The 13927-nt window shown below is 42.5% G+C and carries 10 protein-coding genes; 7 read left to right on the top strand and 3 right to left on the bottom strand.

Annotated elements, in window-relative coordinates:
• Positions 1-310 precede the first annotated feature (310 nt).
• A complete protein-coding gene (locus PBT90_RS17895; RefSeq protein WP_270130483.1) occupies positions 311-1423 on the top strand; it encodes a DmpA family aminopeptidase in 1113 nt (370 codons plus the stop codon).
• 127 nt (positions 1424-1550) lie between these two features.
• The gene (locus PBT90_RS17890) at positions 1551-3410 is read left to right on the top strand and encodes a heavy metal translocating P-type ATPase (protein ID WP_270133197.1); all 1860 of its coding nucleotides are present in this window, start codon (positions 1551-1553) and stop codon (positions 3408-3410) included.
• Between the two features lie 60 nt (positions 3411-3470).
• Here PBT90_RS17890 and PBT90_RS17885 read toward each other — a convergent pair whose 3' ends face one another.
• The 3 genes from PBT90_RS17885 to PBT90_RS17875 are packed head-to-tail and all read right to left on the bottom strand — an operon-like array spanning position 3471 to position 6532.
• Positions 3471-4871 (bottom strand): TolC family protein, encoded by a 1401-nt coding sequence (locus tag PBT90_RS17885; RefSeq protein ID WP_270130481.1) that lies wholly within the window; start codon positions 4869-4871, stop codon positions 3471-3473.
• Positions 4872-4874: 3 nt separating this feature from the next.
• On the bottom strand, positions 4875-6056 hold the full coding sequence (locus PBT90_RS17880) for an HlyD family secretion protein (RefSeq protein WP_270130479.1): 1182 nt from the start codon (positions 6054-6056) through the stop codon (positions 4875-4877).
• Between the two features lie 38 nt (positions 6057-6094).
• The gene (locus PBT90_RS17875) at positions 6095-6532 is read right to left on the bottom strand and encodes a DUF3302 domain-containing protein (RefSeq protein ID WP_264807861.1); all 438 of its coding nucleotides are present in this window, start codon (positions 6530-6532) and stop codon (positions 6095-6097) included.
• A gap of 279 nt (positions 6533-6811) precedes the next feature.
• Between PBT90_RS17875 and ggt the strand changes: the two genes are divergently transcribed.
• The 5 genes from ggt to PBT90_RS17850 all read left to right on the top strand — a co-directional run bounded on the left by ggt (position 6812) and on the right by PBT90_RS17850 (position 13621).
• Positions 6812-8500 carry a gamma-glutamyltransferase gene (gene ggt, locus PBT90_RS17870; RefSeq protein ID WP_264807860.1) on the top strand — a complete coding sequence of 563 codons (1689 nt, stop codon included), beginning with the start codon at positions 6812-6814 and terminating at the stop codon, positions 8498-8500.
• Positions 8501-8918: 418 nt separating this feature from the next.
• The gene (locus PBT90_RS17865) at positions 8919-10100 is read left to right on the top strand and encodes an oxygenase MpaB family protein (protein WP_264807859.1); all 1182 of its coding nucleotides are present in this window, start codon (positions 8919-8921) and stop codon (positions 10098-10100) included.
• A complete protein-coding gene (locus tag PBT90_RS17860; RefSeq protein WP_264807858.1) occupies positions 10097-10780 on the top strand; it encodes a transmembrane-type terpene cyclase in 684 nt (227 codons plus the stop codon). The genes PBT90_RS17865 and PBT90_RS17860 overlap by 4 nt, the downstream gene beginning before the upstream one ends.
• Positions 10773-12209 (top strand): sensor histidine kinase, encoded by a 1437-nt coding sequence (locus PBT90_RS17855; protein ID WP_264807857.1) that lies wholly within the window; start codon positions 10773-10775, stop codon positions 12207-12209. Before PBT90_RS17860 ends, PBT90_RS17855 begins: the two co-directional genes overlap by 8 nt.
• 26 nt (positions 12210-12235) lie before the next feature.
• On the top strand, positions 12236-13621 hold the full coding sequence (locus tag PBT90_RS17850) for a sensor histidine kinase (RefSeq protein ID WP_264807856.1): 1386 nt from the start codon (positions 12236-12238) through the stop codon (positions 13619-13621).
• Positions 13622-13927 lie beyond the last annotated feature (306 nt).

Below are 13927 nucleotides of genomic sequence, written 5' to 3'. Positions count from 1 at the left end.
AAGGCACTGAGATTAACACAGAGGACACTACAAAGTATGTGTCCTTCCAGACTACATTAAAATTCAATCTCATACAAAGAATGTGAGATCAGAAGCGCTGTCAGACTGCGCGAAGTCTAAATCTCAACTATCCTCTGAGCGAAATGCTAATTTATAAGATGCTCGGATCAATCCCATTTTTGCATACAAATAGGTATAATAATATTCTCAAAAAGCCAGAATAAACCCTAAAAAGCAGTTTTCCTGTGATTGATAGCCTCGGTTATTTTTTGGTGAAGACATAAAGTTTAAATTCGGGAAACTACCGGCTATGCAACACCTCAAAACCTTATTTGTACTTTGCTTTTTCCTCACTTCTTCCGCATTTTCCCAAGAAAGACCACGGGAAAAAGGGATAATTTTTGGCATTTTGCCCACGGGCAATCTGAATGCCATCACCGATGTGCCGGGAGTGAAAGTGGGGCATTTCACCAAAATCGAAGGAGAAAATATCCGTACCGGAGTAACAGCCATTTTACCGCATGGCGGGAATCTCTTTCAGCAAAAAGTGCCTGCAGCGGTTTATGTGGGAAATGGTTTTGGAAAGCTGGCTGGCGTCACCCAAGTGCAGGAACTGGGAAATATTGAAACCCCCATTATTTTGACCAATACGCTAAGTGTGGCTGCTGGAATCGAAGGAGCCGTTCGGTATTCTTTGGAACAAAATCAAACCGCCCAGTCCGTAAACGCCGTGGTGGGCGAAACGAATGATGGCTATCTCAATGATATCCGCGGAATGCATATTTCTCCTGAGGAAGTCATCCAAACGATCCGGTCAGCAGAATCTGGCAAAGTCGAGGAAGGAAATGTGGGAGCTGGAACTGGGACAGTTTGCTTTGGCTGGAAAGGCGGAATAGGAACGGCTTCTCGTAAACTCCCTGAAAGTCTGGGTGGCTACACGGTCGGGATCTTAGTCCAGACTAATTTCGGAGGAAATCTGCAAATCGATGGAGTTGCTGTGGGCGAGAAAATGGGAAAATATCCATTTCGGGATGCTATGGAAAAATCAGACGGAAGCTGCATGATAGTAGTGGCTACTGATGCTCCTGTGTTAGAAAGGAATTTGGAACGAATGGCAAAACGCGCCATGATGGGCTTGGCTAAAACCGGTGGTATTGCATCCAACGGATCAGGTGATTATGTGATCGCATTCAGCACTGCTGAGGGCCTTCGAATTCCATACGTATTGCCTTCTCAAACTTTAGAAAAAGCTGAATTTATTCAAAATGACGATATGAGCTCACTTTTTATGGCTGTGATTGAAGCCACGGAAGAAGCGATTATTAATTCCTTGTTTGCCGCAGAAACTATGGAAGGAAAGGACGGACATGTGGTTCAAGAGTTGCCAATCAACGAGGTAATGAAGTTGATTAATCAAAACTAAACGAAGAGCATTCGTGGATTTAAAAAATAAAGATTGCTGCTGTACAGAGGATGAAAACCTTGATCCTAAAAGTCACTCTCCCGAGGATGGACATGACCATGACCATGCTGCGCCTGAAGGCGAAAGCATGCTGAGATTCTTTGCGCCAGCTATTTTTTCATTTGTTGTGATGTCGATTGGATTGGGGTTTGATTACCTTTTTCCACAGGATTGGTTCCAGGGATGGATTCGCTTTGGATGGTATTTAGTAGCCTATTTACCTGTTGGTTTTCCTGTGTTGAAGGAAGCTTGGGGCAGCATTCTGAAAGGTGATATTTTCTCTGAATTTCTACTGATGGGAATCGCCACAGTTGGCGCTTTTGCGATTGGAGAATATCCAGAAGGTGTGGCAGTGATGCTGTTTTATTCTGTTGGGGAGGTTTTTCAAGCCATGGCAGTCACGCGTGCCAAAACCAACATCAAGACTTTGCTTGATCAGCGACCTGATGAAGTGACGATTTTGGAAGGGAATTCTACCAAAACAATCAAAGCGGCCAGCGCAAAAATCGGCGATATCATTCAGCTAAAAGCTGGGGAAAAACTTGGCTTGGATGGCGAACTCTTGTCGGAAAAAGCTTCATTCAACACCTCTGCTTTGACCGGTGAAAGCAAGCCGGATTCCAAGCAAAAAGGCGCAGTTGTCCTCGCAGGGATGGTGAATCTGAATACGGTATCCCAAGTGCAAGTGACCACAGCTTACACGGATAGCAAGCTTTCGAGGATCTTGGAATTGGTGCAAAATGCAACTGCTCAAAAGGCTCCTACGGAACTTTTCATCCGAAAATTTGCCAAAATCTATACGCCAATTGTGGTCTTTCTAGCGATTGGAATTTGCTTTTTGCCTTTCCTGTTTGTGGACAATTATGAGTTTAGCGATTGGCTTTATCGCGCACTGATTTTCTTGGTCATTTCTTGTCCCTGTGGCTTGGTGATCAGTATTCCGCTAGGGTATTTTGGAGGAATTGGAGCAGCGAGTAAAAACGGCATTTTGTTTAAAGGAAGTAATTTCCTGGATAGCATCGCTGAGATCAAAAATGTGGTGATGGACAAGACAGGTACAATGACTGAAGGCGTTTTCAATGTTCAGGAAGTGCATTTGGAGCCTGATTTTGAAAATTCCAGGATACTTCATTTTGCCAATGCGCTGGAAAGTAAAAGTTCCCATCCAATTGCCACAGCGATTAAAAATCACGTGGGTGAGATTGATTCAAGCATTGTCTTGGAAAATGTCGAGGAAATTTCTGGACATGGTTTGAGAGCTCAGGTTGAAGGCAAGGAATTGCTTGTAGGTAATTTCAAGCTGATGGATAGGTATTCGATTCCCCACTCCATCGATCCTTCCAACATTGTTTACACGGTGGTGGCGATAGCCTATGGTGGGAAATTTGCAGGCTTTTTGACCATTGCAGATAGCATTAAAGATGATGCTCAGCACACCATAGCTCAACTGAAATCTATTGGCGTTGGGATCACCATGCTAAGTGGAGATAAAAGCAATGTGGTCAAGTTTGTGGCTGACAAACTGGGTATTCCTAATTCTTTTGGAGACCTACTTCCTGAGGACAAAGTAGAAAAAGTCAAGGAGATCAAAGCTCAAAAAGGTACAGTTGCATTTATCGGAGATGGAGTAAATGATGCTCCTGTAGTTGCTATCTCTGATGTAGGAATTGCCATGGGTGGCTTGGGGAGCGATGCTACGATTGAAACCGCTGATGTGGTGATTCAGGACGATAACCCGAGCAAGATTCCGATGGCTATTTCTATCGGGAAAAAGACCAAGCAAATCGTCTGGCAGAATATTGGATTTGCCTTTGGGATCAAAGTGCTGGTCTTGGTATTGGGAGCTTTGGGTATGGCGACCATGTGGGCTGCCGTTTTCGCTGATGTAGGAGTGGCTTTGCTGGCGATTTTGAATGCGATTAGAATTCAGAGGATGAAGTTTGATTGATGGATTTATCAATGATTTGATTAATCTTTAACGTAGTGAGACAGGGTAAAGACTAACTCTTTACATATTTCCACCCAGAGCCAAATAAAGATCGATTCGTTGTGAAATCTTTTGACTACGGATCCTTAGCAGATTGATTTGTGTGGAATACAGATCCATTTGCTGGCGAATCACATCCCGCATATCTGTTTTCCCGACTTCGAATAGTTGTTGCTCCAGCTCAAAGGCCTTTTCATTACTTGCCACTGCATTCACGAGAAACTGCTCCCTTCCATCTACTGTTTCGACTGCATCTAAGGCATTTTCCACATCTCCTATCGCATTTAGCACCGTTCTGCCATAGATCTCTGCGGCTTCTTTTTGCTGGGAATTTCTGATTTCCACATTTGCCTTCAACGCTCCACCCTGGTAGGTCGGTGCAAACAATTCGCCTCCTATACTTCTGATGGGATTGGAAAATTCTGGTCGTAAAGTTACCACCTGGCTAGTGATAGCCCCAAATCCTCCAGTTAAGGAAAGTCTTGGCAATCGAGCTGCCTTCGCTTCGCCCACACGATAAAATGCAGAATTAAATCGCTGCAGTGCTGCCAACACATCCGGTCGCCGTTCCAAAATCTGAAAGGGTATTCCAGCAGGAATAGCATTGGACATTTCGATCAACTCTTCATTTATCTGGATTTCTGCAGCGGGGTATCTTCCGAGAAGAATCTCCATTGCACGTAATTGATTGGCATAGGCAAGTTCAAGTTGTAGTAGACCATCTTTGAGGTTATTTAAATTCGCCTCAGATACCACCAAATCTATTTCTGTCCCGATTCCGATTTCAAATCTTTTAGTGGCAACATCTACCATCATTTCGGAGATTCGTATCATCTCCTTTGCCAATTCAGTTTCCAGATGAATTTCTGTAGCCAAATAGTATGACTTCGCTAGCAGTGCTGCTAGCGATAAATGAGCAAAAGAGACTTCGCTCTCCAAAGCCAGCAAATTTGCCTCCTCAGCATTTCTGGCATTTCTTAGCTTTCCCCAGAGATCAATTTCCCAGGAAGCGGAAAGAATAGCACCGTTTAGCCCACCACCCAGATCACCACCCAGTTTGGTGTTTTGTCGGCCTAAGATTGAAAAGGCAGGTCTCAGGGCTGCTTTGGCCATTTCCACGTATCCCATAGCCTGATCGATACGAATACAACTGATTTTCAAATCGTAATTGTAAATCAATGCTTCCTGTACCAAAGAATCCAATTGAGGGTCGTTGAAATCACTTAGCCAGTTGCTCGTGATGGTGGAGTCAGCACTATTTAATGCAGTGGATTGCCAGGTGGAAGGCAGGATAAAATTGGCAAAAACCTGTTCCTGCAGCTCTTCGCTTGAGGTTGGGGCTTTTACGGCACAAGTGGTCTGCAAAACTGCAGCAGTTGCAAAAATTAGAAAAGTTTTGAGTTGTTTGGATAATGCTCGCATGGTTTAATGGAGTTTGAGTACTAGCCAATCCATTTTAGTGCCTACTCTCAGGATTACTTTTCTAACCAGATGGATGATTTTGCCACGCTCGGTATAAATTGCTCCTTGTCCTACCGCTCCAGACGCTAGAAAAAGATCCTTATCCTCTTCAGCTATCTTCAGGCGAACTGCAAATCTACCTTCGTGAAATTCTGTCTGCTGTGTATCAGGAATCATCCCGCTTGCGGTCAATTGCCCCTGGGCATTTGCCCAGACAATATGCTCCACTTCACATTTAATGATCCGGTTTGGATAGGTTTTAAGTGCGATTTCTGCCTCGTTTCCATCCTCCACATAGCGTAGTTCATTTTGGTGGAAAAGCGCGGTGACCCACTGCTCATCTTCTACAAAACTCATCACAGGCTTAATCGGAAACTGTACTGCCATAGCTCCGGGACGTAGCTGCAAATTGATGACACGTCCATCTGCCGGTGCATAAAAAGTGGTTTGGCTCAGATCCCATTCCGCCTGGGCTATTTGTGCCTTGGCTTCCTCCAATGCGGATCTGGCTTGGGCTATTTCTGAAAGTTCTCCGTCTGATGACTGAGCAGACATTTTTTGCAAAACCTGTGATTTATTCGCTTCTGCAACCGCTATTTGTCCTTGAAAATTTGCCAGATTAGTTTGTGCTTGTTCATAGTCAAATTTGGATCCAGCACCTGATTCTGCCAGTGCTTTAGTCTGTTCCAATCGTTTGATAGCCAGGTCGAGTTGGGATTGGATGACACGGATTTGGCTATTTGCGGAGGTCAGCTGAGATTCCAACTCCCTATCATAAGCACGGGCGCTGACTACTTTGGCTTCCAGCATGGGTATTTTAGCCTCCAGATTTTTGATTTTAAGTTCAAAAGGCTCAGGATTGATTTTGAATAGTACATCTCCTTTTTTCACATGTTCATTGGGCTCAACTGGGACTTCTACTACTTGCCCGGTAACTGTAGGCACGATCTCTACTGTGTAGTTCATGACACGGACATCGTGTGAGCTGGGCGCATAAATGTTCAGAAGCAAGATCAGCATAGCGATGGCTACTACTGGAATTGTAATTACAATTACCTGAGAAATAGTGTTCCAAGGAAGCAGTTTGTATTTGAAGAAAATCAGCCAGACAATCCCGCTGTATATCAGAAACAATAATATTTCCATGACTTACTAGGTTCTGAGAAGAAAATTGATTAAAAATATTAGGATTTTGGAGATCGTTCACTGCTTGCTTTGAGAGCTTTATCCTGCTTCAAATCTTCCATGGTTTCTTCATGATAATCGCCTTTATCCGTTCCATATGCCATTTTATAAAAGACGGGTTTAGAATAAGTCCAAAGCCAAGCTAAAGGCCATAGAAGGCCACCAAAAAACAGGGAAAGAATACAGAGTGTTTTGATGGCTTCTGCCTGAGGATGATTCCTTTTTTCTGCGATTTTTTCAGGTAGAACATGAACCATGAGAAAAACAGTAATCAGTACAATTGGTGCTACTATCAGGGCAATCCAACTGACCACCTCAGCGATCTTATCTTCAAAAGTGTTGGCAAATGCTGTCTCTGGGATGAGAATGAAACTTACCAGAAAAAGGAAAAGAGAAGATTTGTGATTGAGTTTGGGAAGAAATTTTGAGGTTTTCATAGCCAACAATTTATTCTATTAATTCTAAAAATGACTTGACTAAATATAACTTATTTTCCAATAAAATATCTGATTTGTAGACTTAGACCTATATTAAATACTAAATATTGAATAATTACAGCTAATAATATTGTCGGAAGTAATGCATGAAAATGAGCCTTCTCCGCTTTCTCAATAGAATTAATTTGCTGTTACATAATTTTCGACTATCTGTCCTCCATATTTTTTGAACTTTTTGAAGAAAGAGAAATATATTGAGTGTTAATCATCATTATTCCTATGAAACCAACCTTCACAACTTTACAGATTGCCTTTCTCTTTTTATTTATTTCATTTAAGTCCTTTTCCCAGACCTACGCTGAAAATGGTATGGTCGTCTCGGACCACGTCATAGCTTCCCAAGTTGGAGTTGATATTTTGAAAAAGGGTGGAAATGCCATCGATGCTGCTGTAGCAACAGCTTTTGCCCTGGAAGTAACTCATCCTGAAGCCGGGAATATCGGCGGCGGCGGATTTATAGTTTTTATGAAATCTGATGGAAATGTGACCACCTTTGATTTTCGTGAAAAAGCACCATTGGCAGCTAGCCCAACCATGTTTTTGGATGAAAACGGTAAAATCAAAGACAACTCAAACCATCAAGGACTTTTGGCAGTGGGCGTTCCTGGAACGGTAGCCGGACTGTACCAAGCGCACCAGAAGTATGGTAAGTTACCTTGGGCTGATTTGGTGAAACCGGCTGTAGAATTAGCCAAAAAAGGATTTACCATGTCTTGGGGGCTTTACAATGCGGCTGTGAGAATGACGGATCGTGACCCATCTGAAGATATCATGCAGAATTATTTCAAAGGAAAAGATGGAAAAATCGTCAAACCCGGGGAAACTTGGAAGCAGCCGGCTTTGGCAAAAACATTAAAAGAGATCCAGAAACATGGCAGAAATGGCTTTTACAAAGGCTGGGTAGCTCAGGAGATCGAAGATTACATGAAGGCAAACGGCGGAATTATCACCAAAGCCGATTTGGAGAAATATGAAGCCGTGGAGCGTGAGCCCGTAAAAGGTACCTTCAATGGCTATGAGATTTACTCCATGCCTCCACCAAGTTCTGGCGGAGTCGCACTGATCGAGATGATGAATCTGATGGAGCAAGCGAACATCGCTAAAGTGGAGTTCAACTCCACAGCCTATGTTCATCTAGTTGCTGAAGCAATGCGAAGAGCTTTCGCTGATCGAGCTGAACATCTGGGGGATCCGGATTTTAACCCTGATATGCCTTTGGATAGATTGCTTTCAAAGGAATTTGCAAAAAAGCGATTCGAAACGCTTGATATGACCAAAGCTTCGATCTCTGATCCTGCGCAATTTGGCCACCCCTATGGAGGTGATAATACCACCCATTTCTCTGTAGTCGATAAAGACGGAAATGCCATTTCCATGACTTACACCCTAGAAAACTCTTATGGAGTAAAGATGGGATCAGATAAGTTGGGCTTTATCTTCAACAATGAAATGGGCGACTTTAATCCTGTACCTGGCGAAACCACCGCCACAGGACAAATCGGCTCTAATCCGAATTTGGTAGCTCCAGAAAAGAGAATGCTCTCCAGCATGACTCCGACTATTGTGGCAAAAGACGGAAAACCCTACTTAGTCATTGGCAGTCCGGGAGGAAGAACGATTATCAATACTGTTTTCCAGACAGTATTGAATGTGCTAGCTTACGATATGAGAGTGGATCGTGCTATTGAGGCAATGAAAATCCATCATCAATGGTTGCCAGATCGCATTTTGTATGAGCGAAATTTGCTTTCACCAGACACCAGAGAAGCATTGGAGAAAATGGGACATACACTTACCCCAACTACGAACCTTGGTGTGCTGATGGGAATCACCTACGATGCTTCCAAAAAACTTTACACCGGAGCTGCTGATTCTTCGAGCGAAGATGGTGGGGCAAGAGGCTATTGAGACCTTACTAATTGCTTATTTAGATGCTGTTTTTATTGACTTATTCAATAAGAGCAGCATTTTTTTTGGATGAGTCTAAGTGTTTCAAGTGCATAAAGTACGGTTTATAAAACATTTTTTACTTGATAAAATTTCTTAGTGTCAATTTTATTGCCGTATTTTTAAGTAAAATTGATTGTGTTTTAGCTGGTTTATACATCACTATATTTCAATTTTTCCTAATAATATTTAACTGAATTGATAGGTGTTGGACAATTAGAAGGGGAGTGCCGATTATCTCAGTAAAGACAGGATCAACGAATCCTATTACTCGCAAATGCTTATGTTCATTAAGGTCATTCTTCTTCTATTACTGTTCGTATTTGCAGTATTTTCCATACGCTTTATTATTAAGAATAGGCGGATTAAGAAACGGGCTTTGGCTAAGCTCAATCAGCTCAATATCACAGAAACCACCGATTGGAATGATGGCAGATTAGGAAGAAAGCGACACATTATGGATCCCTTGGCCGATCAGACAGTGGCAGCCATCATGGCTAAAAAGGAAGTAAACACCATCAATCACCTTTTTGAATCCATTGTATTGGACAAAATTGCCTTGCCAGAAAGTGCCCCCATTGAACTGAGAACGTATTTTGAGCAATCTGCAATTTTTCCCGAATGGGCCGACCCAGATTTAATCGCCTTGGGGCAGCAGATCTACCTGCGTCATGGTATTTGGATAGGGTTACTACTCTGCTATAAATCACTCCCAGAGTGCTATGCCTGTGCCAATGGTGCTGAAGTTTTGCACCGAACGGCCAGGCTGAATGAGGATCATGGTTCACTGAAGGTGTTTTCTAGGAGAATAGCAGAGACTGCTCAATTTGTGGTTTTTGCCATGTCTCCCGATGGTCTGGAGGCAAAGGGAAAAGGTCTCCGGGCGGCTCAGAAAGTCCGCTTGATCCATGCCGTCATCCGTTATTACCTGAAGCAGAACCATTGGGATGCCGAGAAGTATGGCGAGCCTATCAATCAGGAGGATTTAGCAGGCACCTTGATGTCATTTTCAGCATTGATTATAGAAGGATTAGAAATCATCGGGATTCAATTTGAACCGGTGGAACTGGAGGCCTACATGCATTGCTGGAGGGTGATAGGTCATGTGATGGGGCTGGATGAAGATATGATCCCTCAGAATTCCGCTGACGCTTTTAAACTAGGTCACGCTATTCTGGACAAGGAAATTGCTCCCAGCAAAAATGCTCAGGAATTGGTAAAAGCACTTCGTGACTTTCAAAATGAAAAGTCAAAACCGATTTTGGGAGCAGACTCAAATACTGCGCTCTTGAGGTTGATGATGGGAAAAGAGGTATCTGATCTGCTTGCTGTACCTCCTATTTCCTCTAAGAAAATCAATAAGATGAAATGGAAAATGACCTTTATCGGGAATATAGGAGAGGTGCTGGACAAGAGCTTGGTGTTTTCTATGCTGCTCCAGTTTTTTACCAAAATGGGTTTAACGCTGATGCTGAGAAGGATGTCCAATTCCTCTATTATCAACTTCTACTTGCCAAAATCACTTACTCAAGACTGGGGCAATAAAAAAGTAAGATTATGAACCAACCATTAATCAATTTTGAAGATTACCCATTGACAGGTTTGATTTTTAATGGACTGGGCTGTCTTTTTTGGGTGGTGGCCTATGTCGTATTGGTGTTGGAAATTCGCAAGAAAAAGTTTGTAGAAATGCCTGCATTTGTGGCAGGAGCTAATATAGGCTGGGAGTTTGTTTGGAGTTGGATTTATCATCCCAATACAGGTTTACTATTTGCCCTTAGCTACATAGCTGCTTTCCTGTTGGATTGTTTTATTTTTTATGCTGTATTGAAGTATGGGACCAAACAGCCTATGAATCCGGAAACAAAGAAGCATTTTCGGCTCTTTTGTTTCATCAACTTTTTCTTCTGGATACTTTTCAGCTATTTCTATAGAAATGAAGGATATGACACGCTCATTGGGGCCAACTCGGGTTACATTATCAATGTAATTCTGTCGATCCAGTGTGTAATTCTTTTGATGCAAACCCAGGATACCGGAAAATTTTCCATGCTTTTGGCTTGGTCTCGAATGTTGGGAACAGGATTGATCTCAGTATCGATGTTTTTCTTTTATCCTGACAACCATTTTGTTCAGTTATTGGGGGTCACTTGCTTTTTGCTCGATTGTACTTTCATATACGTACTATGGAAAAGACATGGTACTCTCCTTGGTTTATTAAGTAAAACTGAACATGTTTAAAAAAATCACCGAATACTTTATTCCCAAAGCGAGGCGTGAGCTCGATGCTGAATTGAGGTCCGAGAGAATATTTGTTGCGGTGCTTTTGATCTCAGCATTATCCAACTTTCTGGGTATCAATCTGGCTGTAGAAATTGGTGCAAAACTGAATGGGCAGCTATTATTGCTCAATGGCATTATCAACCTGATAATTTTATTCGCCTACCGTTTTGGATTACCAAAATTCACCGCAGCCAGCATTTTTCTTACTCAGTATGCGATAAGCTTTCCGCTTCAAGCCTGGCTACAGGGAGGACTTTTGTCACCCGCATCCGCAGCTTTCTTTCTGCTCCCCTCGGTGGCCATGCTCATCTTAGGTAAGAAACCTGCTGTTTTTTGGATGATTGTGTCAGCATTGCTAAGTGTTACACTTCTAGTTTTGGAGTTAAATGTAGGTTCCCCGGAGCCTGAGTATGATTTAGAAAAGAAACAGCTGTTTTATTTTTCATCCATTCTGGGGACCAATCTCACCATATTTTTGATTCTCCTGGTTTATGAATTGGGAAAATCCAGAGCCTTACAAAATCTTCATGAAAAGCATAAGGCATTAAAGGATACTCAGACACAATTGATCCAGCAAGAGAAACTGGCATCATTAGGTGAACTGACCGCAGGGATAGCGCATGAAATCCAGAATCCACTGAATTTTGTTAATAATTTTTCGGAATTAGGAAATGAACTCATAGATGAGCTTATCGAAGAAAGGTTGAAGAGCAGGGAATCCAGAGATGAATTGATGATATCAGAAATCTTGGAGGATCTGAGAAAAAACCTGGTCAAAATCAATTATCATGGGAAGCGGGCCGATTCTATTGTCAAAGGGATGCTGGATCATAGTCGTGCCAATACGGGAGAAAAGAAGCCAACCAATATAAATTTACTAGCAGAAGAGTTCATTAGGCTTTCTTATCATGGGCTACGGGCTAAGGATAAGACTTTTCAAGCAAATTTTGATATGGAATTGGCCCAAGATCTACCTTCAGTCAAAGCCGTGAGCCAGGACATTGGTAGGGTGATATTGAATCTGGTAAATAATGCTTTCGATGCTGTACATGAAAAGTCCAAATCTGCAGGAGAGGAATACCAACCCCATGTTAAAGTCAGTACCCAACTGCTGATTGCCCCTGGAGGATATCATTCGCAAGAGGAAAATCCTAAGTCTTACATTCAGCTGACTATAGCAGATAATGGTGGGGGTATTCCCAAGTCTATTCAAGACAAGATCTTCCAGCCCTTTTTCACTACCAAGCCGACCGGATCAGGAACGGGACTGGGATTGAGTATCAGCTATGATATAGTGAAAGCGCATGGGGGTGAGCTCAGACTCAATAAGAGCGGGAGCAAATTGTCCACAGGTACTGAATTTATGCTTATTTTGCCAGTTGCTTAATCTTTTTTCCTACAGCGCTGTATTTTATGGATTTTATACTTCTGATTATTGCATTTAGATTTCTTCAGACTCACGATCAAACCAAGAATGTCTTTCCTGAGTGGCAGGGCATTTTTTTCAAAGGGCTGGTTGCGGCTAGTTGCTTGTTGGCCATTCAGATAATCTTTGACAGAACAGATCCATTTTTGCGCTGGGTAGCGCATATTATTAATCTATCCGTCGTCTATGCGACTTATAACAAGGAGGAGTTCTTTCCGCTGAAGCCTTATGTATATGCCTTTTTTCCGGTAATAGTGGTTCATGTGGCAGAGGATTTTGTCCGAATGATAGCCCCGGGTTTTTATGAGAGCTGGCATGAGCTGTTCAATACCGCAGCGATCTTTGCCTGGATATGGTTAGTAGCCCAGTTTATCATCAATAGAAAGCAACGAAAGGAGCTGGAAAGGGAGCGGATCCTGGCTGCCCAGAAGGAACTGGAGTACAAGCAATCCCAGAAACTAAAAGATGCCCTGGAGATACAGGTAGCCGAAAGAACTGCTGAAATCACCGCTCAAAAAGAAGAATTGCTGAATACGCTGAATGAACTTAAATCCATGCAATCCCAACTGATTCAGTCTGAAAAAATGGCTTCATTGGGAGAATTGACAGCGGGAATCGCACATGAAATCCAAAATCCTCTGAATTTTGTCACCAATTTTTCTGAACTGAACAATGAGCTTTTGCAAGAGCTAAAAGTGGAACTGGAAAATGGAGATCTGGACGAGGTCAAGCTGATTCTCAGTGATCTTCAGGCTAATGAGGAAAAAATCATCCACCATGGTAAACGTGCCGATGCCATAGTCAAAGGCATGCTCCAGCATAGCCGGAGCAGCACCGGGGTGAAGGAGCCCACTGATATCAATGAGCTAGCAGATGAATACTTAAGGCTTTCCTATCACGGGCTTAGGGCCAAGGACAAAACTTTTAACGCAACCATGGAAACAGACTTCGATCAAAGCCTGGGCCGGGTAGAGGTAGTGTCTCAGGAAATAGGCAGAGTGATCCTGAATCTGGTAAATAATGCATTCTATGCTGTAGCGGCAAGGAAGGAATTGCATGAGAAAAATAAGATAGAAGAACCATACCAACCCACAGTTTGGGTTAGTACCCTCCATGAGAAGGGCCGTTTAATAATCAAGGTCCGGGACAATGGAACAGGGATTCCCCAGCAGGTAAAAGAGAAGATTTTCCAGCCATTTTTCACTACCAAACCCACGGGGCATGGTACCGGCTTGGGGCTTTCCCTCAGCTATGATATCATCAAAGCACATGGAGGAGAATTGCAGGTGCATTCTGTAGCTTATTCTGAGCAGTCAAATACCCAATCCGGAACGGAATTCGTCATTGATATTCCTTATCTGAAAGCGGACTGAAAGCCTGGTCACAAGCGCCAGAATTTTCCGTAAACAGGCTGCGTCAATCATTGCTCCTGGGTTTTGACAATACCTTTAGACTTACCCTGCTATTGGAATTGATTGTAATCTTAATTATTCGAAGGTCAATTGTATTTTTCAAATTGCCTATTTATCCAAAAAATTGAGATACAGCGAGAAGGATCACTTTTTGGATTTTTGGTTTTTTCGCATAAATATTGAAAAAATACAAAAATACTTTTTTGAAAAGCGTTTTATATGGTTCAAAATATAATTAACTTTTAGGGTAGCTTTCGGATTTGGGTG

Origin of the sequence: Algoriphagus sp. TR-M9 (assembly GCF_027594545.1) — a bacterium.
GTDB lineage: Bacteria > Bacteroidota > Bacteroidia > Cytophagales > Cyclobacteriaceae > Algoriphagus > Algoriphagus halophytocola.
Note: the sequence above shows the minus strand (reverse complement) of the source record. Positions and strands in the feature narration are given on the sequence as shown.